Annotated in this window: 17 protein-coding genes; 11 read left to right on the top strand and 6 right to left on the bottom strand. The window is 74.0% G+C overall.

What is annotated here, in order from left to right; all coding sequences use genetic code 11:
- Positions 1-2: 2 nt before the first annotated feature.
- On the bottom strand, positions 3-488 hold the full coding sequence (locus AC4MBH_RS20510) for a VOC family protein (RefSeq protein WP_491797255.1): 486 nt from the start codon (positions 486-488) through the stop codon (positions 3-5).
- Between the two features lie 97 nt (positions 489-585).
- Here AC4MBH_RS20510 and AC4MBH_RS20505 point away from each other — a divergent pair, with 97 nt between their 5' ends.
- The 4 genes from AC4MBH_RS20505 to AC4MBH_RS20490 all read left to right on the top strand — a co-directional run bounded on the left by AC4MBH_RS20505 (position 586) and on the right by AC4MBH_RS20490 (position 5807).
- On the top strand, positions 586-1074 hold the full coding sequence (locus AC4MBH_RS20505; RefSeq protein WP_491797254.1) for a SigE family RNA polymerase sigma factor: 489 nt from the start codon (positions 586-588) through the stop codon (positions 1072-1074).
- Positions 1071-3254, top strand: a complete 2184-nt coding sequence (locus AC4MBH_RS20500; protein WP_491797253.1) for a hypothetical protein — start codon at positions 1071-1073, stop codon at positions 3252-3254. Before AC4MBH_RS20505 ends, AC4MBH_RS20500 begins: the two co-directional genes overlap by 4 nt.
- 9 nt (positions 3255-3263) lie before the next feature.
- Positions 3264-5318 (top strand): NAD(+) synthase, encoded by a 2055-nt coding sequence (locus AC4MBH_RS20495; protein WP_491797252.1) that lies wholly within the window; start codon positions 3264-3266, stop codon positions 5316-5318.
- Between the two features lie 108 nt (positions 5319-5426).
- Positions 5427-5807, top strand: coding sequence for a hypothetical protein (locus AC4MBH_RS20490; RefSeq protein WP_491797251.1), 381 nt, complete (start codon positions 5427-5429; stop codon positions 5805-5807).
- 3 nt (positions 5808-5810) lie between these two features.
- Here the strand turns inward: AC4MBH_RS20490 and AC4MBH_RS20485 are convergent, their stop codons facing one another.
- Together AC4MBH_RS20485 and AC4MBH_RS20480 are read right to left on the bottom strand one after the other, a co-directional pair.
- On the bottom strand, positions 5811-7121 hold the full coding sequence (locus tag AC4MBH_RS20485) for a sensor histidine kinase (RefSeq protein ID WP_491797250.1): 1311 nt from the start codon (positions 7119-7121) through the stop codon (positions 5811-5813).
- Positions 7121-7819, bottom strand: coding sequence for a response regulator transcription factor (locus AC4MBH_RS20480; RefSeq protein WP_491797249.1), 699 nt, complete (start codon positions 7817-7819; stop codon positions 7121-7123). The genes AC4MBH_RS20485 and AC4MBH_RS20480 overlap by 1 nt, the downstream gene beginning before the upstream one ends.
- Before the next feature lie 30 nt (positions 7820-7849).
- Here AC4MBH_RS20480 and AC4MBH_RS20475 point away from each other — a divergent pair, with 30 nt between their 5' ends.
- The 5 genes from AC4MBH_RS20475 to AC4MBH_RS20455 all read left to right on the top strand — a co-directional run bounded on the left by AC4MBH_RS20475 (position 7850) and on the right by AC4MBH_RS20455 (position 14254).
- Positions 7850-8299, top strand: coding sequence for a hypothetical protein (locus AC4MBH_RS20475; RefSeq protein WP_491797248.1), 450 nt, complete (start codon positions 7850-7852; stop codon positions 8297-8299).
- Between the two features lie 254 nt (positions 8300-8553).
- Positions 8554-9894 carry a glutamine synthetase family protein gene (locus tag AC4MBH_RS20470; RefSeq protein WP_491797247.1) on the top strand — a complete coding sequence of 447 codons (1341 nt, stop codon included), beginning with the start codon at positions 8554-8556 and terminating at the stop codon, positions 9892-9894.
- 8 nt (positions 9895-9902) lie between these two features.
- Positions 9903-10625: a type 1 glutamine amidotransferase gene (locus AC4MBH_RS20465; RefSeq protein WP_491797246.1), complete on the top strand. Its 723-nt coding sequence runs from the start codon at positions 9903-9905 to the stop codon at positions 10623-10625.
- Complete coding sequence (locus AC4MBH_RS20460) at positions 10622-13609, top strand: bifunctional [glutamine synthetase] adenylyltransferase/[glutamine synthetase]-adenylyl-L-tyrosine phosphorylase (protein ID WP_491797245.1); 2988 nt, start codon at positions 10622-10624, stop codon at positions 13607-13609. The genes AC4MBH_RS20465 and AC4MBH_RS20460 overlap by 4 nt, the downstream gene beginning before the upstream one ends.
- A 282-nt stretch (positions 13610-13891) precedes the next feature.
- A complete protein-coding gene (locus AC4MBH_RS20455; protein WP_491797244.1) occupies positions 13892-14254 on the top strand; it encodes an Hpt domain-containing protein in 363 nt (120 codons plus the stop codon).
- 15 nt (positions 14255-14269) lie between these two features.
- On the opposite strand, the gene AC4MBH_RS20450 is transcribed toward AC4MBH_RS20455, so the two are convergent.
- Together AC4MBH_RS20450 and AC4MBH_RS20445 are read right to left on the bottom strand one after the other, a co-directional pair.
- Positions 14270-15025, bottom strand: coding sequence for a response regulator transcription factor (locus AC4MBH_RS20450; protein ID WP_491797243.1), 756 nt, complete (start codon positions 15023-15025; stop codon positions 14270-14272).
- A gap of 64 nt (positions 15026-15089) precedes the next feature.
- Positions 15090-15779, bottom strand: a complete 690-nt coding sequence (locus AC4MBH_RS20445) for an inositol monophosphatase family protein (protein ID WP_491797242.1) — start codon at positions 15777-15779, stop codon at positions 15090-15092.
- 192 nt (positions 15780-15971) lie between these two features.
- Between AC4MBH_RS20445 and AC4MBH_RS20440 the strand changes: the two genes are divergently transcribed.
- Together AC4MBH_RS20440 and AC4MBH_RS20435 are read left to right on the top strand one after the other, a co-directional pair.
- Positions 15972-16376 carry a hypothetical protein gene (locus AC4MBH_RS20440; RefSeq protein ID WP_491797241.1) on the top strand — a complete coding sequence of 135 codons (405 nt, stop codon included), beginning with the start codon at positions 15972-15974 and terminating at the stop codon, positions 16374-16376.
- Positions 16377-17298: 922 nt separating this feature from the next.
- Entirely contained in the window at positions 17299-18363 is a 1065-nt protein-coding gene (locus AC4MBH_RS20435) for an LLM class flavin-dependent oxidoreductase (RefSeq protein WP_491797240.1), read from the top strand.
- A gap of 13 nt (positions 18364-18376) precedes the next feature.
- Here AC4MBH_RS20435 and AC4MBH_RS20430 read toward each other — a convergent pair whose 3' ends face one another.
- The gene (locus AC4MBH_RS20430) at positions 18377-19357 is read right to left on the bottom strand and encodes a 5'-3' exonuclease (protein ID WP_491797239.1); all 981 of its coding nucleotides are present in this window, start codon (positions 19355-19357) and stop codon (positions 18377-18379) included.
- Between the last annotated feature and the right edge of the window lie 33 nt (positions 19358-19390).

Here is a 19390-nt window from a genome sequence, read left to right as displayed (position 1 = left end):
GGTCAGCGGGCGGGGGCGGCGGCGTCTGCCGCGGCCTCGAGGTCGGCGACGACGATGCGGGTCATCCCGAGCATCGCCCGGGTGGCGGCGTCGGCGCGCGCGGGGTCGGGGTCGGAGACCAGCTCGTAGAGGCGGGTGGGCACGACCTGCCAGGACAGCCCGAACCGGTCCTTGATCCAGCCGCACACCGACTCCTCGCCACCGTCGGACAGCGAGTGCCAGTAGTAGTCGACCTCGGACTGGTCGCGGCAGTCGATGCTGAACGAGATCGCCTCGGTGAACCGGAAGGCCGGCCCACCGTTGATGCCGCGGAACGTCGTGCCGTCGATGGTGAACTCCCCGGCCATCACCGTGCCCTTCTCGCCCGGGCCGCCGTCGCCGTGCCGGGTCAGGTGACCGACGGAGGAGTTCGGGAAGATCGAGGTGTAGAAGGCCGCGGCCTCCTCGAGCTCGTCGTCGAACCACAAGCACGGGCTGATGCTGGTCATGGCCGTGCAGACCGCGGACGGGCGGCCGACTCATCGGCGCAACTCGCGCCAACCTGCCGCGAGCGTCCGAGCGTTACCCGGGTGAGAGGGGGTGGCCGTGGACGAGCAGGAGTTCACCGAGTGGGCGACCGGTTGCCAGCGCCAGCTGCTGCGCTCGGCCTCCCTGCTCACCGGCGACCTCCACCGCGCCCAGGACCTGGTGCAGGAGGCGTTGGTCAAGGTGGCCCTGCGCTGGACGCGGCTGCGCACCGGCAACCCCACGGCGTACGCCCGCACCGTGATCGTGCGCGACAACATCTCCTGGTGGCGCCGCCGCCGCGAGACCGCGGTCGCCGAGACCGACGACGTCGCCACCGTCAGCTCCGACCCCGAGGCCGCCCTCGTCGTACGCCGCGCGCTCGCCCGGCTCACGCCCGCGCAGCGCGCGGTGCTGGTGCTGCGCCACTTCGACGACCTGTCCGAGCGGGAGACCGCCGACGTGCTCGGCGTCAGCATCGGCACCGTCAAGAGCCAGAACGCCGCCGCCCTGGCCCGCCTGCGTGGCGGCGCACCGGAGCTGCTCGACCTCATCGGAGGAACACCGTGACTGACGCGCCCGACCTCCACGACCTGTTCGACCGCACCACCGACGGCATCGAGTCGCCGGGCCTGACCGCGGCCGTGCTGGTGACGGCTCGACGCCGACGCGCACGCCGACGCGGTGCGGCCGCCGCGGCCGTCGCCTCGGGGCTCGTGGTCGCGCTCGTCGTCGGCACGCACCACCTCGGCGGCACGGCATCCGGTCCGGGCCCGTCGGCGCCCACGTCGACGCCCTCGGTCCCGGCCCGCGTCGACGAGCAGCCGGCGTGGGATCCGCGTACGGTCGGCGACCTCCCGCCCGCGCCGTCGGCGATCGCCCCGGTGCTGCCCGACGTCATCGACCCGCCCGCCGAGACGCCCGCCCTGGCTGACCGTCCGTGGCCCTCGACGGTCGCGGCAGTCCTGGCGATCGGGCGGAACGGCCTCGTCGAGGTGCTCGGCACCGACGGTTCGTGGCGGCACCTGGCGGTGGCCGGTGACTTCCCGTCGTTCGACCTCAGTCCGGAGGGCACCCGGCTCGTCACCTGGGACGACGGCGCGGCGCGGCCGGCCGCGACAGTGCACGAGCTCACGACCGGCGAGTCGCGAGTGCTGCCCGTGCCCGACGACTTCCGCCCGCTCGACATCGCCAGGTGGCAATTCCGCGACGAGGACGTGGCGCTGCTCACCGGCGCCAGGACGCACGTCGTGGACCTCGCGGGCCGTGCTGAGCCGGCGGCCTACGAAGAGCCGTTCGTCGTCGCCGATCCCGCAGGTGAGGTCGTGGGGATGCCGCTGAGCGGCGAGTCGCTCGTCGACCACGCCGGTGGTCGGCGGCGCGTCGTCGCGACGACGCGCATCGGCACGGTCAGCACCTTCGCCGTTGACAGCACCACCGTGGCCGCGACGGCCGATCGGCCCGGCCCCTCGGTGGTCCTGGCCGATCGGCGGACGCTGACGCCGTCAGCGGTGCTGCCCATCCTCGACAGGCAGGGTGCCTTCGGCAGCGGGAAGGGACTGAGCGTCCTTTCGCTGCTCGACGACGGCACCGTCCTGCTCCGGGTCACCCAGGTCGACTTCGGCGGCAAGGGCTTCGACATCGTGGCGTGGCAGCCCTCGTCCGGCGCGCTGTCGTCGCTCGCCACGCAGCCCGAGTCCAGGATGGTCGCCTTTGCCGAGGGCGTGCTGCGCGAGACGGGTGGCGGAGACGGTGCCGGCGTCGCTGCAGACGACGGCACTGCGCCACCGATCGATCCCGCCGTCGTCCAACCCGTCTGGGACCCCGACGACGTCGACTCGTTGCCCTGGACGGATCTCGGCATCCCACGCGACCTCGCCCCGCTGGCCGGTGACGACTTCGCCACGACGCCCGTCGCGGCCGCCGTCGAGGACGACCAGGGGCTGCACCTGCTGCTCGTCGGTGGTGGGTGGGTGGATGCGGCGTACCCCGCACCGACGCCGGTCGGCGGCTGGGCGGCCACGCTGGCCGACGACGGCTCCCGCGTGGTCCTGAGCGACGGTTCGACGATCTGGTGGAAGGACGACGCGGAGCCGGGCTGGGCCGCCACCGCCAGCCCGACCGCCACGCCGGGCGATCCGGAGGCCGGGACCACGCTCGACGTCCTGACCGACGGCACCGTCCTGGTCTCCAGGTCCGGGGCGTCGTGGCTGGTCGAGCTCGACACCAGGGTCTCGACGCGGTTGCCGTTCGACGACCTCGACCAGGTGACCGCGGCGGGCGACGGTGTCGTGGCGGTGCGCTACGACGACGTCACCCGGCGCCGCGCCGTGGAGGTGCACCGGGACGGGGCGGGCACGACGACGATCGACTCGACGGCCCTGGAGAGCCTGCAACGGCCGGCGGCCGGCTCGACGTCGTTGGCCGCCACCAGGTCCGACCTGGTCGTCGAGGGCGAACGCACGAGCGCCGACGCCGACGGGCTCGTCGCTCTCGAGCTCGACGGGCTGCGCACCCGCGCCTTCCTCCCGGTCGCCGACACCGCCGCGCACTACTCGGACGGGGCACGTCTCACGGCACTCGGCTGGATCGACGAGGACGTGGTGCTCGCGGCCGTCACCCCGCGGACCGACCCGGGCACCACCTGGCTGGTCACCTGGGACGTCGAGACCGGCGCCCTGGCCCGCGCGGCGACGTACGAGAGCCGGCTGGGCGTCGCCGTCGCGATCGGCGCGCTGACCGATCCCTAGACTCCGGGCGTGGACTTCTACTCCGCCTACGCCCACGGCTTCGCCCGGATCGCCGCCTGCACGCTGCCGGTCGCGATCGCCGACCCGGCCGCCAACGCCGAGCGCACGCTGGAGCAGGTGCGGGGCTGCCACGAGGAGGGGGTCGCGGTCGCGCTGTTCCCCGAGCTCGGGCTGACCGGGTACGCCGTCGACGACCTGTTCCTGCAGGACGTGCTGCTCGAGGCGGTCGTCGTCGCGGTCGGGGAGATCGTGGCCGCGAGCGCCGACCTGCGGCCGGTGATCGTGGTGGGGGCGCCGGTGCGGCACGGCAGCCGGGTGCTCAACTGCGCGCTGGTGATCCAGGGCGGGCGGCTGCTGGGTGTCGCGCCGAAGTCGTACCTGCCGACGTACCGCGAGTTCTACGAGCGCCGGTGGTTCGCACCCGGCGACGACACGGCCGGCCAGACGATCGTGGTCGGCGACCACGTGGCGCCGTTCGGGCCCGACCTGATCTTCGCCGCGGCCGACGTGCCCGACCTGCGCTTCCACGTCGAGATCTGCGAGGACATGTGGGTGCCGGTGCCGCCGAGTGCCGAGGCTGCGCTCGCCGGGGCGCACGTGCTGCTCAACCTGTCCGGCAGCCCGATCACCATCGCCCGCGCCGAGGACCGCCGCCTGCTCATCAAGAGCGCGAGCGCGCGGTGCCAGGCGGCCTACGTCTACGCCGCCGCAGGCCAGGGGGAGTCGACGACCGACCTGTCGTGGGACGGCCAGACGATGGTCTACGAGTGCGGCGACCTGCTGGGGGAGAGCGAGCGGTTCCCCGACGGGCCGCGCCGCACGGTGGTCGACGTCGACCTCGACCGCGTGCGCCAGGAGCGGATGCGCGTCGGCACGTTCGACGACAACCGTCGCGGTACGGCGTCGATGGTGTTCCGCACCGTGCCGTTCGACCTCGACCCGCCGACCGGCGACATCGGGCTGCTGCGTCCGCTGCGACGCTTCCCCTTCGTGCCCGACGACCCGGCCCGGTTGGCCCAGGACTGCTACGAGGCCTACAACATCCAGGTCTCCGGGCTCGAGCAGCGGCTGCGGGCGATGGCGGAGGGGTCCGGCGGCACCTGGCAGCCGAAGGTCGTCATCGGTGTCAGCGGCGGCCTCGACTCGACGCAGGCGCTGATCGTCGCGGCCAAGGCGATGGACCGGCTGGGCCGGCCGCGCAGCGACATCCTCGGGTTCACGATGCCGGGCTTCGCGACGGGGGAGCAGACCAAGGGCTACGCCACCCGTCTCGCGGAGAGCCTCGGCGTCACCTTCGAGACGCTCGACATCAAGCCGGCGGCCGGCCAGATGCTCCAGGACCTCGGGCACCCGTACGCCGCGGGCGAGGAGGTCTACGACATCACCTTCGAGAACGTCCAGGCCGGCCTGCGCACCGACTACCTCTTCCGGCTCGCCAACCACCGGGGCGGCATCGTGCTCGGCACCGGTGACCTGTCCGAGCTCGCGCTGGGCTGGTGCACCTACGGCGTCGGCGACCAGATGTCGCACTACAACGTCAACGCCGGGGTGCCCAAGACCCTGGTGCAGCACCTGATCCGGTGGACGATCGAGAGCAGCCAGTTCGGCGAGGACACCGACGCCGTGCTCCGGGAGATCCTCGACCAGGAGATCACCCCCGAGCTCATCCCGCAGCGCGAGGACCAGCTGCCGCAGCGCACCGAGGACTCCGTCGGGCCCTACGCGCTGCAGGACTTCACGCTCTACCACGTGCTGCGCCGTGGTTACCGTCCCAGCAAGATCGCCTTCCTCGCCTGGCACGCCTGGCGCGACGTGGAGGCGGGGGAGTGGCCGGCGCAGCTCCCCGAGGACCGGCGCGGCGAGTTCGACCTCGCCACCGTGCGGCAGTGGCTCGAGGTGTTCTGCCGACGGTTCTTCGCCAGCCAGTTCAAGCGCTCCGCCCTGCCCAACGGCCCCAAGGTCACCCCGGGCGGCACCATGTCGCCCCGCGGCGACTGGCGGATGCCGTCCGACGCGTCGCCCGCGGCCTGGTTGGCCGAGCTCGACAACGTGCCGAGCGAGTAGCCGCCAGGTCTTATCCCGGGCTTAGCCGCGCACTGGCGCGGGGTTAGCGCCACGTCGGCGATCGTCGTCCTCGTCATCACGAGAGACCCGGACCCGAGGAGCACCACCATGAAGAAGAAGATCGTCGCCGCTGCCGCCGTCGGCACCCTGGCCGTCGCCGGCGTCGGAGCCGGCACCTGGATGGCCGTCGCCGACGAGGGTGAGACGAGCGAGCGCGGCGCGTGCGCCGGGACGGCGTACGAGCTGAGCGTCGAGGACGAGGACGGCGGGCTCGAGCTCGGCTTCGAGCTGCAGTCGGCCGCGCCCGGCGAGGTGTGGACGGTCGAGGTGCTGCAGGGCGACGCGGTCGTGCTCGAGGGCGAGCGGACCACCGACGACGACGGCGAGCTCGACCTCGACGCGCCGGTGGACCAGGACGGCGTCCAGGACTACGAGGTCACCGCCACCCCCGCGCAGGGCGAGCCCTGCGTCGCGACGCTCAGCCGCTGAGCCTCAGCCGGCGCCGAGCGCGACCTCGACCCGGGCACCGCCCAGGCCCGCCGACGTCCCGAGCCTGAGCGCGCCGCCCGACTCCGTCGCGGTGCGTTCGGCGATCGAGAGGCCGAGCCCGGTCGAGCCACCGCCGGAGGAGCCGCGCCCCACCACGTCGACGTCGTCGGGCAGGCCGGGGCCGGCGTCCTCGACGACGAGCAGGACGCCGCCGGCGCCGGTGGCCGCGACCGTCACGCAGACGGCGGCGTCGTCGGGCGTGTGGGAGAAGGCGTTGTCGAGCAGCACGTCGACCAGGGCGACCAGGTCGTCGGGACCGGAGCGCACCACGACCGGGCCCTCGACCTCGACGCGCAGCTCGAACGGGCGGCCCTGGTCCTCCGCGAGGGGCGCCCACCAGCGGGCGCGGTCGCCGAGCACCGCGACGGCGTCGGCGACCCCGGTGAGCCCCTCGCGCTCGGACCGCCGCGCCTCGCGCACCACCGCGTCGACGGTGGCCTGCAGGTGGTCGAGCTCCTCGCCGAGCCTTGCCCGGTCGTCGGGGTCGCCGACCGCGTCGACCCGCAGCCGCAACGCCGTGACCGGGGTGCGCAGCCGGTGGGAGAGGTCGGCCATGCCGGCCCGCTCCCGCTCCAGCAGCACCTCGACCCGGTCGACCAGGCGGTGCAGCGCGACGCCGAGCTCGCGGACCTCCGCGGGCCCCTCGGGCGGCGGCTGCTCGGGGTGGCCGTCGACGCGCAGCCGGGCGGCGTACGACGCCAGGTCACGGATGGGCGTGACGAACGACCGGCCGAGCCGGTCGGCCAGCACCAGGGCGCCGACGAGCAGCGCGACGCCGAGCGCGAGCAGGATGGCCCAGCTGCGCACCAGGTCGGGCTCCCAACCGGGCTCCGGCACGAAGACCCGGATCACCGGGCGGTCCTCGGCGGGCGCCGTGCTCTGCCCCAGCGACACGGGGATCAGGATCACCGACCCGCCCCGGACGTCGTCGACCCGCGCGGTGCCGGTGACGCGGGCCTCGGCGATGCGCACCGCCTCCTCCGGGTCGGGGCCCGGCCCGATGGCGCGCCCGTTGGGCATCATGACGGTCGTGGTGGTCGTGCCGTCGTCGTCGTTGACGGCGTCGACGTAGAACGAGATCCGGCCGACGTCCCCGGTGGAGACGACGGTCTCGGTGGCCTGCACCTCCAGGGCCGCCTGCGCGAGCCGGTCCTCCAGGACGTAGCTGCGCAGCAGCACCGCCATCGGCACCAGCATCGCCAGCAGCACCATCGTGGTCGCCGCCGCGACGGTGAGGATCAGGCTCCGGCGCATCAGGCCGTGGCGTCGGGGTCGCTGAGCCGGACGCCGACGCCGCGCACGGTGTGCAGCCAGCGGGGCTGCGACGCCGACTCGCCGAGCTTGCGGCGCAGCCACGAGAGGTGGACGTCGACGGTCTTGTCGGAGCCGCCCCACGGCTGCTGCCAGACCTCCACGAGCAGGTCGCGCTTGGTCACGACCTCGCCGGGGTGCTCGGCCAGGTAGCGCAGCAGGTCGAACTCCTTGGGGCTCAGGTCGAGCGGGACGCCGGCCAGCGTGGCCTGACGGGCGGGGACGTCGATGGTGAGCGCGCCGAGGGTGAGCGAGCGCCGGGTCGACGCGGTCGCGCCGCCGGCGCTGCGGCGCATCACCGCGCGGATCCGGGCCTCGAGCTGCGCGGTCGTGTAGGGCTTGACGACGTAGTCGTCGGCGCCGGCGTCGAGACAGCCCACCAGCGACGGGTCGTCGTCGCGGGCGCTGGCCACGATCACGGGGACGTCGCTGACCGCGCGCAGCATGGTGAGCACCTGCGTGCCGTCGACGTCGGGCAGGCCGAGGTCGAGGATGACCAGGTCGGGCGAGGTGTCGACCGCGAGCTGGAGTCCTTGCATCCCGGTCGAGGCCGAGGCGACGGCGTACCCCCGCTCGTCGAGGGAGCGCATCAGCAGCGGCCGGATCCGCGCGTCGTCCTCGATGATCAGCACCTGCACCACGCCGGAAACCTACTAGGGAAGGATGGTCGCGTGCCCCGACCGTCCCCGCGCACCCTCGGCTACGTCGCCGCGTGGCTGGTCGCGGCCACCGTGGCCGTGGCGGTCGGCCTGGTCGCCGTGACCGGCGTCGGGGCGAGCGTGCGCGACCGCGGCCCGCTGACCGGCGAGGCGCAGGCGCAGCGCGAGGCCCGTGAGGACGGCGACATCACCGCCGCCCCCGACCCCGGCGCGGCCCGGGTCACCGACAGCTTCGACGGCGAGTTCGGCGCCTTCGAGGTCACCTGCCAGGGCGCTTTCGCCTTCGGCGACGCCGCCCTCCCCGCCGAGGGCTGGCGCGCCGTCAGCTACGAGCAGGGCCCCAACGACGACGTCGAGGCCGTCTTCTCCTCCGGCGCCCGGGCCTTCGAGATCGAGGTCTACTGCAACGACGGCCGCCCGACGCTGGCCGACCTGGAGGAGCAGACGCTCCCGGAGGACTGAGGGTCGGTTCTGCCGGCACCCGGGTCGGGTGATCGCTTGTGCGGTGGATCGCGTCAACGTGGTTGATGCGATCTACCGCGGAACCGGGTCCGGGTGGGGGCGGGGCCGAGATTTCACCGGTGGACCGGGGAAGTCTGAACTTCCCGGGCAATGCATCGCCTGGGAAGTTCAGGGTTTGCCTGGGAGGTGGTGCCAGCGCGCGACCGCCTGGACCCCGGTCCCACCAGTCCACCGCCACCCCTAGGCTCACCACCATGGGCAAGCAGGAAGACTTCGTTCTCCGCGCTCTCGAGGAGCGTGACGTCCGGTTCGTCCGGTTGTGGTTCACCGACGTGCTCGGGTTCCTCAAGTCGGTGGCGGTGGCGCCGGCCGAGCTGGAGGGGGCCTTCGACGAGGGCATCGGGTTCGACGGGTCGGCGATCGAGGGGTTCGCGCGGGTCTACGAGGCCGACATGCTGCTGATGCCCGACCCGTCGACCTTCCAGATCCTGCCCTGGCGCGGCGAGGAGGGGCCGGCGACGGCGCGGATGTTCTGCGACGTCGTGATGCCCGACGGGTCGCCGTCGTACTCCGACCCCCGCTACGTGCTCAAGCGCACGCTGGCGCACGCGGCGGAGAAGGGCTTCACCTTCTACACCCACCCCGAGATCGAGTTCTACCTGTTCAAGGACACCCCGCAGGCCGGGGTCGACCCGGTGCCGGTCGACCGCAGCGGGTTCTTCGACCACACCGCGCAGTCGCACGGGTCTGACTTCCGCCGCGAGGCGATCACGATGCTCGAGGCCATGGGCATCTCGGTCGAGTTCAGCCACCACGAGGGCGGGCCGGGCCAGCAGGAGATCGACCTGCGCTACGCCGACGCGCTGTCGACGGCCGACAACATCATGACGTTCCGCACCGTCATCCGGGAGGTGGCGCTGAGCCAGGGGGTCTGGGCGAGCTTCATGCCCAAGCCGTTCACCAGCCACCCCGGCTCCGGCATGCACACCCACGTCAGCCTCTTCGAGAGCGACCAGAACGCCTTCTACGAGGCCGGCGCGGAGTACCAGCTGAGCCAGACCGGTCGTCGCTTCATCGCCGGGGTGCTGCGCCACGCGCCCGAGATCAGCGTGATCACCAACCAGTGGGTCAACTCCTACAAGCGGATGATGACCGGCGGCGAGGCGCCGTCGTACGTCTGCTGGGGCCACAACAACCGCTCGGCGATGGTCCGGGTGCCGATGTACAAGCCCAACAAGGGCGCCTCGACCCGCGTGGAGGTGCGCACCCTCGACCCCGCGTGCAACCCCTACCTCGCCTTCGCGGCGGTGCTCGCGGCCGGGATGAAGGGCATCGAGCAGGCCTACGAGCTGCCGCGCGAGGCCGAGGACGACGTGTGGACGCTGACCGAGCGTGAGCGCACCAGCCTCGGCATCGACCCGCTGCCCAAGAACCTCAACGAGGCGATCCGGATCGCCGAGCAGTCCGAGCTGCTCGCCGAGACGCTGGGGGAGCACGTCTTCGAGTACTTCCTGCGCAACAAGCGCGCCGAGTGGGACGACTACCGCGGCCAGGTGTCGGCCTACGAGCGCGACCAGATGCTGCCCGTGATCTGAGGCCTCCCGTGTCGCAGCCAGACGGCCCGCGCGTGCTCGTGGTCGAGCACCAGGACACCTGCCCCCCGGCGCTGCTCGGGGGGTGGCTGGCCGAGGCCGGCTGCGCGCTCGAGGTGGTCCGGCCCTACGTCGGCGACGACCTGCCGGGCTCGCTGCGCGCCGAGGGGTACGACGCCCTGGTGGTGCTGGGCGGGTCGATGGACGCCTTCGACGCCGGGGTGTCGTGGCTGGCGCCGACGCGGGCCCTGGTGCTCGACGCCGCCGAGCACGACGTCCCCGTGCTCGGGGTGTGCCTGGGCCACCAGCTCGCCGCGCTGGCGCTCGGCGGCACCGTCGAGCGCAACCCGCGCGGCCGGGCCGCCGGCCTGGTCGGGCTCGGCCACACCCCCGACGGCCGGGAGGACCCGCTCGTCGGGGCCCTGACCGGGCCCGGCATCTTCTCCAACCAGGACGTCGTCGCCGCGCTGCCGCCGGGCACGGTCGAGCTCGCGCGTGCCGCCACCGGCGAGCTGCAGGCGGCCCGCTTGGCGCCCCGGGTCTGGGGCCTGCAGTGGCACCCCGAGGCCGACGCCGAGGTGTTCGGCACCTGGGCCCGCATGGACGCGGAGCGCCACCCCGGGGAGGGGCCCGACCTCGAGGCCATGGTCGCCGACGTCGACGCGGCCCGCCCCGCACTCGACGCCGACGGCCGCGCCCTCGCCGCGGCGTTCGCGGGGGAGGCCCGCCGGTGAACCGGGTCGTCACCACCAAGGGCAACCTGGTGCGTCTCGGGTTCCGCGACACCGACCGCGCGCTCGCCGACCTCGCCCTGCTCGCCGACGCCGCCGAGCCGCTGGTCGCGCTGCTCGGCCGCACGGCCGACCCCGACGTCGCCCTGTCGTGCCTGGTGCGCCTGGCCGAGGCGGCCGAGTCCGTCGACCCCGACGAGCGGGTGGCCCTGATGCACGCCGTCGCCGACGACGAGGGCACCGCGATGCGGCTGCTGTGCGTCCTCGGGGCGAGCGAGGCGCTGGCCGACCACCTGGTCCGCCACCCCGAGCACTGGCGCGAGCTGACCGACCCGACGCTCGGCTCGACCCGCCCCGCGGCGTACGCCGTCCGCGCGGGGCTGCTGCGCGCCGTCGGCGCCGACCCCGACGACCCCGCCCCCATCGCGACGCTCGGCGACACCGAGGCGGTCGACGCGCTGCGCGTGGAGTACCGCCGGGTGCTGCTCCGGCTCGCCGCCCGCGACCTCGCCCACGACCTGGGCCTGGACGACGCCGCCGCCGAGCTGTCCGACCTCGCCGCCGGCACCCTCGAGGCCGCCCTCGCGATCGCCCGCCAGCGGCTGGGGGAGGAGGCGACCGACGCCCGGCTCGCCGTGGTCGCGATGGGCAAGTGCGGCGGCCACGAGCTCAACTACGTCTCCGACGTCGACGTGATCTTCGCCCACGAGGCGGCCGACGGCGTCCCCGACGACCGCGCGCTGCGGGTCGCGACCCGGCTGGCCAGCCACCTGATCCGGATCTGCTCGGAGAACACCGGCGAGGGCACGATCTGGGAGGTCGACGCCAACCTGCGCCCCGAGGGCCGCAACGGCCCGCTCACCCGCACCCTCGCCAGCCACGAGGGCTACTACGAGCGCTGGGCCCAGCCGTGGGAGTTCCAGGCGCTGCTCAAGCGGCGTCCCGTCGCCGGCGACCTCGAGCTCGGACGGGCGTTCTGCACGATGGTCGAGCCGATGGTGTGGAGCGTGGCCGACCGCGACGGGTTCGTCGGCCAGGTGCAGGGCATGCGCCGCCGGGTGCTCGAGCACATCCCGGCCAAGGAGGCCGACCGCGAGCTCAAGCTCGGCTCGGGCGGGCTGCGCGACGTCGAGTTCGCCGTCCAGCTGCTGCAGCTGGTGCACGGCCGGGCCGACGAGGGCATCCGGGCGCCGGCCACCCTCAGCGCGCTGGCCGACCTGACCGACCGCGGCTACGTCGGGCGCGAGGACGGGACGGCGCTGCACGAGGCCTACGCGTTCCTGCGCACGCTCGAGCACCGGATCCAGCTGCACAAGCTGCGCCGCACGCACGTCGTCCCCGACGACCCCGACACGCTGCGCCTGCTCGGCCGCAGCCTCGGCCACTACAAGGACCCCGCCGCCACCCTGGTCAAGGTCTGGGACCACCACCGCCGCGAGGTCCGCCGGCTCCACGAGAAGCTCTTCTACCGCCCGCTGCTCACCGCCGTCGCCCGCGTGCACAGCGGCGAGGTGCGGCTCTCCTCCGAGGCCGCGGGGGCCCGCCTTGCCGCCCTGGGGTACGCCGACCCGAAGGCCGCGCTGCGCAACCTCGAGGCGCTGACGGCCGGGGTCTCCCGCACGGCGCTGCTGCAGAAGGCGCTGCTGCCGGCGATGCTCGGCTGGTTCGCCGAGGGCGCCGACCCCGACGCGGGCCTGTTCGGCTTCCGCCGCCTCAGCGAGGCCCTCGGTCGGAGCCCGTGGTACCTCGCCACCCTGCGCGACGAGGGTGAGGTCGCCCAGCGGCTCGCCCACCTGCTGTCCACCTCCCGCTACGTCACCGGGCTGCTCGAGCGCGAGCCGCAGGGGGTGCGGATGCTCGCCGACGACCTGGCCCCGCTGACCGCGGAGGCGATGCTGGAGGAGATGCGGTCGACCTCGGTCCGCCAGGACGACGTCGACAAGGCGGTGCGCGCGGCCCGCGCCGTACGCCGCCGCGAGCTGCTGCGGGTGGCCGCCGGCGACGTCCTGGGGCTCATCGACGTCGCCGACGTCGGTGCGGCGCTCACCCGGATCACCGACGCCACCCTCGAGGCCGCCCTGGAGGCCGCCGGTCGTGAGGTGCTGCGCGCCCGTGGCCTCGACGAGGCGCCGACCCGGATCGCCGTCGTCGCGATGGGTCGCTACGGCGGCTTCGAGCTGTCCTACGGCAGCGACGCCGACGTCCTCTTCGTGCACGTCCCCGTCACGGGCGCCGAGCCGCAGGTGGCGTCGTCGTACGCCACCGCGGTGGCCAACGAGCTGCGTCGCCTGCTCGCCCTCCCGGGCGCCGACCCGGCCCTGACCGTCGACGCCGACCTGCGCCCCGAGGGCCGGCAGGGCGCGCTGGTGCGCACCCTCGACTCCTACGCCGCCTACTACGCCAAGTGGTCCCACGTCTGGGAGGCGCAGGCGCTGCTGCGGGCCGACGCCGTCGTCGGCGACCCGGGGGTGCGCGAGGCGTTCACCGAGCTCATCGACCCGCTGCGCTACCCCGCCGGGGGGCTCTCCGACGACGACGTGCTCGAGGTGCGCCGGATCAAGGCCCGCGTCGACAAGGAGCGGCTGCCGCGCGGCGCCGACCCGACGCTGCACCTCAAGCTGGGCCGCGGCGGGCTCGCCGACATCGAGTGGACCGTGCAGCTGCTCCAGATGCGCCACGCCGGCGAGGTCCCGTCGCTGCGCACCCCGCGCACCCTCCCGGCCCTGGAGGCCGCCCGCGAGGCCGGCATCGTCGCCGACGCCGACGCCGAGCAGCTCGCCCACGCGTGGCGCACCGTCAGCCGCTACCGCAACGCCGTCACCCTGGCCCGCGGCAAGGCCGCCGACGAGCTGCCGCGCGACACCCGCGAGCGCGCCGCGGTCTCGAGCATCCTGGGCTACGAGCCTGGCCACACCGACGAGATGGTCAACGACTACCTCCGGGTCACCCGCCTCGCCCGGGGGGTCGTCGACCGCGTGTTCTGGTGAGTCCGGAGATGCCCGGCCGGGAGCCGATGTGCCACAATGGACCACGCGCGGACCGCGACCGATCCCCCCAGAGGTCGCGGTCCGCGCTCCCAGTTTTCCGGCCTCCGAGCCGGGCCGGTCGGGCCGGCGAGATGGCGGTCACACGACAATCCACCAGGGTGCCCCGCCCCGGCGGAGCCCCGTGGAGTATTGCCGGGGGTTTGCGGGTTCCTTGAGGTTTTCCAGACCGCCCACTGATGCTGGGCAGCGACGATGGTCGGACCAACCGAGGGAGCCCGATCGATGACGGTGTTCGACCCGAGCACGCTGCACCAGCTTGCCGACGACGTCCAGGCCCGGACGTTCGTCCTCGAGCTGGCAGGCACGTTCCGGCGGATGCTCGAGCCGCGCACGATGCGGGTGGTCCACGCGGTCGGCGCCAGCGACGTCGACGAGGCGATGGACGCCGTCCTCAGCCTCAAGGTCTCCGCCACCATGACCGGCGCGCGCGAGCTCGCCGAGCTGGCGTCCTGCCTCGAGACCGACCTGCGCTGCGGTGACCTGCCGGCGTGCCGGTCGCAGGTGACGCACCTGCCGGCGGCGTCCGAGCGCGCCGGCCAGGCGATCGACGACTACCTCGCGCGCGTCGCAGGCCTGCCGGCCTGACCCGACGGGCCGACGTCAGTCGATCGACTCCATGCGGTAGCCGACGCCCCGCACGGTCTTGATGAACTTCGGCTTGCCCTGGCCCTCGCCGAGCTTGCGGCGCAGGTTGCCGATGTGGACCTCGACCAGGTGGGTGTCGCTCGCCCAGTCGGTGCCCCACACCGAGCGCAGCAACGCCTCGCGGGTCCAGACCCGGGCCGGCGTGCGCATCAGCTCGGCGAGCAGGTCGAACTCGGTGCGGGTCAGCGGCAGCTCGTCGGCCACCTTGAACGCACGCCGTCCCTCGACGTCGACGCGGAGCGGCCCGTGCTCGAGGACCTCGTGGTCCGGTACGGCGGGGGCCGGCGCGGGCTCGGTCGCCGGCGCGGGTCCGGCGGTGCCGACCCCGTGGCGCGGCCGCCGGAACAGTGCGTTGACGCGGGCCTTGAGCTCACGGACGCTGAACGGCTTGGACAGGAAGTCGTCGGCGCCGGTCTCCAGGCCGAGCAGCCGGTCGATCTCGTCGTCGCGGGCGGTGATCATCACGACGTAGGCGTCGGTGATCTCGCGGATCCGGCGGCAGGTCTCGATCCCGTCGATGCCCGGCAGCCCCAGGTCGAGCGTGACCAGGTCGGGGTCGAAGTCGCGGACCTGCTCGACCCCCTCCAACCCGGTCTCGGCCGAGCGGACCACGAAGCCCTGGGTGGTCAGGGTGAACTCGATGAGCGAGCGGATGTCCTCGTCGTCCTCGACGACCACCGCACGACGTTCGCCCTGAGAACCCTGTGACACGGGGGGAAGTCTGCCAGAGTCCCGGCCCGGGTCGGGGACCTCCGCGCCGCGGGGCGCCGGCGACCTACGCGGTACGGCGTCCGCGGGCGCTGGCGACCAGCACCCGCGGCGGGGAGCTCGGCCGGTACGCCGCCCCGCGCAGCGACCCCACCCGGCCGCCGGCCTCGGTGAGCAGCAGGGAGCCGGGGGCGTGGTCCCACGGCTTGGTCTTGGGCCACACGGCGCGGTCGGCGGCACCGCTCGCCAGCCGCGGGTAGTCGATGCCGCAGCAGGTGCCGGTCAGGCGCGGCACCCGCCTGCCGGTGCCCCCCGCACTCAGGCGGACCCCGTCACGCCACGCGCCCGCGCCGCGCTCGGCGACGTACGCCGCACGGTGCTGGGGCTGCCAGATCCAGCTGCGCACCACCTGGCCGCCGCGCAGCTCGGCCACCATCACGGCGTGGTCGGGCGAGCCGTGGACGAAGTTCCGGGTGCCGTCGACGGGGTCGACGGTGAAGACGTGCTCGGCCGCCGTCCAGGCCTGCAGCAGGGACGGGTCGGCGGCGACGGCCTCCTCGCCGAGCACCACGGCGCCGGGATGGGCCCGGAGCAGGGCGGCGGTGATCAGGGCCTCGGCCTCGCGGTCGGCGACGGTGACCAGGTCGAACGGCCGGCCCTTGGTCTCCACCTCGCCGCGCTGCAACGCCCCGAACCGCGGGTCGACCACCTCGGCGGCGACCTCCTGCAACAGCACCAGGACGTCGTCGGTCTCCACGCGGGCAACCTAGCGGGGGACCGGACGGGGGTCACCTGCGCGGGTGGAGATCGGAGCCCCCGCGCGCGGGACCGTGGCCAGATGACCACCACCCCCGACCAGCACCCGGACGTCGTGCCGAGCCTCGACCCCGACCAACCCACCGCCGACCCGCAGACCACACCCGCGCCCGAGCCCGAGGGGAGCTGAACCATGGAGACCGAAGACATCGTCTGGATCGTCGTCGCCGTCCTCGTCCTGCTGGCGCTGGCCGCGCTGGTGATGTGGCTGCTGCGCCGACGCGCCGCGAAGCAGCGCGAGGAGCGGCTCCGGCACGCCGAGCACCTGCGCACCGAGGCCGCGTCGCGCAGCACCGAGGTGGAGTCCGCCGCCGTCCGCGCCCAGCAGGCCGCGGTCGAGGCCGAGCGCGCCCGCGTCCGCGCCGAGCGCGCCGAGCACGAGGCCGCCACCGCCCACCAGGGCCTGGCCCAGGAGCAGGCCGCCCAGGAGGACGTCGTCCGCCGCGCCGACGAGACCGACCCGCGGGTCGACACCACGGCCGAGGACTACCGCCCGATCACCGGCCCCGACCTGAAGGGCGGCGGCCCCACCACCTGACCGTCCGCCGGGTCGGGTCCTCCTGTCGCTGGTCGAGAGTCGTACGACGGCAAGTGACGCTGGTCGAGCCGGGCGAGCGCCAGCGAGCCCGAGTCGAGACCCGGCGAGGCAAGGCACCCTGTGGGGGTCTCGACTCGCGGAGACTTCGTCCCCGCGGCTCGACCACCGTCGGTGACCGGTCGTCGTACGACGGCCCATGACGCTGGTCGAGCCGGGGGAGCGCCGGCGAGCCCGAGTCGAGACCCCGCGAGGTGCGCATCCTGTGGGGGTCTCGACTCGCGGAGACTTCGTCCCCGCGGCTCGACCACCGTCAGTGGTCGGCGTCGTACGACGGCCCATGACGCTGGTCGAGCCGGGCGAGCGCCGGCGAGCCCGAGTCGAGACCCGGTGAGGTGCGCTTCCTGCGGGGGTCTCGACTCGCAGAGACTTCGTCCCCGCGGCTCGACCACCGTCGGTGACCCACGCTGGTCGAGCCGGGCGAGCGCCAGCGAGCCCGAGTCGAGACTCGGTGAGGTGCGCATCCTGCGGGGGTCTCGACTCGCGGAGACTTCGCCCCCGCGGCTCGACCACCGTCGGTGACCGGTCGTCGTACGACGGCCCATGACGCTGGTCGAGCCGGGCGAGCGCCAGCGAGCCCGAGTCGAGACCCGGCGAGGTGCGCATCCTGCGGGGGTCTCGACTCGCGGAGACTTCGTCCCCGCGGCTCGACCACCGTCGGTGACCCACGCTGGTCGAGCCGGGCGAGCGCCAGCGAGCCCGAGTCGAGACCCGGCGAGGCGCGCTTCCTGCGGGGGTCTCGACTCGCGGTGACTTCGTCCCCGCGGCTCGACCACCGTGTGCTCGAGCCCGATCTCTCCACGCCGTCATTATCTATGGTCTTGCTAGACTTACCGTAGTTAATGACCGTGCGACAGGAGGACCGATGAGCGCCGAGCACCTCTGGTACATCCCCAACCAGGTCGAGCCGGGCCACCGCGGCGACGACACCGTCGAGGACCACAACAGCCTCGACACCCTGACCACCCACGCGCGGGCGCTGGAGGAGCACGGCTGGACCGGCGCGCTGCTCGGGACCAGCTGGGGCCGTCCCGACACGTTCACGGTGGCCACGGCGCTCGCGGCCCGCACCACGACGTTCGAGCCGCTGGTCGCGATCCGGCCCGGCTACTGGCGCCCGGCCCACTTCGCCTCTGCGGCCGCCACCCTCGACCACCTCACCGGCGGGCGGGTCCGCGTCAACATCGTCTCGGGGCAGGACGACCTCGCGGCGTACGGCGACGCCGAGGGCGACCAGGCCCACCGCTACGCCCGCACCCGGGAGTTCATGCAGCTCGTCCGCCGGCTGTGGACCGAGGAGGACGTCACCTTCGACGGCGAGCACTTCGGGGTCACCGGGTCGACCGTGCTGCCCCGGGTGCGGCCGCGCCCCGGTCGTCCGCACCCGCGGCTCTACTTCGGCGGCGCCTCCGAGGCGGCCGAGCGGGTGGCGGCCACCGAGGCGGACGTCCAGCTGTTCTGGGGCGAGCCGCTCGACGGCGTCCGCGAGCGCATCGACCGGCTCCGCACCCTCAGCGCCGAGCTCGGGCGCGAGCACGCGCCGCTCGAGTTCGGCCTGCGGATCACCACCCTCGTGCGCGACACGACCGAGCAGGCCTGGGCCGACGCCGAGGCCAAGGTCGCCGAGATGGCCCGACGCCAGGACGGGCCGAGCCAGCGACCCCACCGCGGCCCGGCGCAGGGGCAGCAGCGGCTGCTCGACCTGGCCGCGCGCGGCGACGTGCTCGACGACAACCTCTACACCGCGCCCGGACGGTACGGCGGGGGTGGCGCCGGCACCACCTGGCTGGTGGGCTCGGCCGACGACGTCGCCAAGTCGCTGCGCAAGTACCAGGACCTCGGCATCACCACGTTCGTGCTCTCCGACACGCCCTACCTGCGCGAGATCGAGCGACAGGGCCGTCACCTGCTGCCGCTGCTGCGCGACTGACCGCCCGGGGAGGTCAGGCGGGGCCGAGCACCCGCGCCGCCAGGTCGGCGGTGTCGGGCACCCCGAGGTGGCCGACCACCCGGGCGACGGTGGCGGCGTCGACCGGCAGCCGGCCGGGACCGGTGCCGTCGGTCGCGAGAGCGAGGTCGAGGTCGGTCCGGCTGGTCATCATGGTGCGGTTGAACTCGAACTGCTCGCGGGCGCCCTCGGCGGTGAGCCTGCGCAGCACGCCCGCGCCGGTGCGGCGTACGCCGGTCTCCTCGGCGAGGGAGTCGAGCGTGGCGACCAGGTTGACCCCCGCGGCGTGGTCGACGTCGGCCCACACCGCCTGCATCGAGCCCATCAGCTCGAGCAGCTGCGCCGCGGTCTTCTCCCCGATGCCGGCGACGCCCGGCAGGTTGTCGCTGGCGTCGCCCCGCAGGGCGGCGTAGTCGAGGTAGTGCGCGGCGTCGACGCCGTACATGGTGCGCAGCCGGACGGGGTCGAGCAGCGGCGAGCCGTGGATGCCGCCGTCGATCAGCCGCAGCACCCGGGTGGTCGCGCTGAGGTGGGCGAAGGTGTCGCGGTCGGAGGTGACGATGACGCACGACCAGCCCTCGCGCTCGGCCCAGGTCGCCGCCGACGCGCTCACGTCGTCGGCCTCCAGCCCCGCCGGGGTCACCGTGTGCAGCCCCATCGCCGCCAGCATCGGCGCCGCGCGGTCGAGCTGCTCGACGAGCTCGGGCTGCTTCTCCGCCCGCCCACCCTTGTACGCCGGGTAGCGGGCGGCGCGCTCGGACGACGTCCGGTCGTCGAAGCCGAAGACCAGCAGGTCGGGTGCGAACCGGTCGACCGCCTCGAGGATCTGGCGCAGCATCCCGTGCAGCGCCCAGGCCGGCCGGCCGCCGCGGTCGCGCAGGTCGGACCCCTTGCGGGCGTGGTGGTTGCGGTGCAGCAGCGACGGGGCGTCGACGACGAGGAGGAGCCGCTGGTCGTGGGTGTCGGTGTCAGGCATGGCGGTGGGTCAGCCTACGGGCGACCGCTCCCG

This window comes from Nocardioides sp. WJ219, from assembly GCF_058559815.1.
This window is presented reverse-complemented; position numbering and strand designations above follow the sequence as displayed.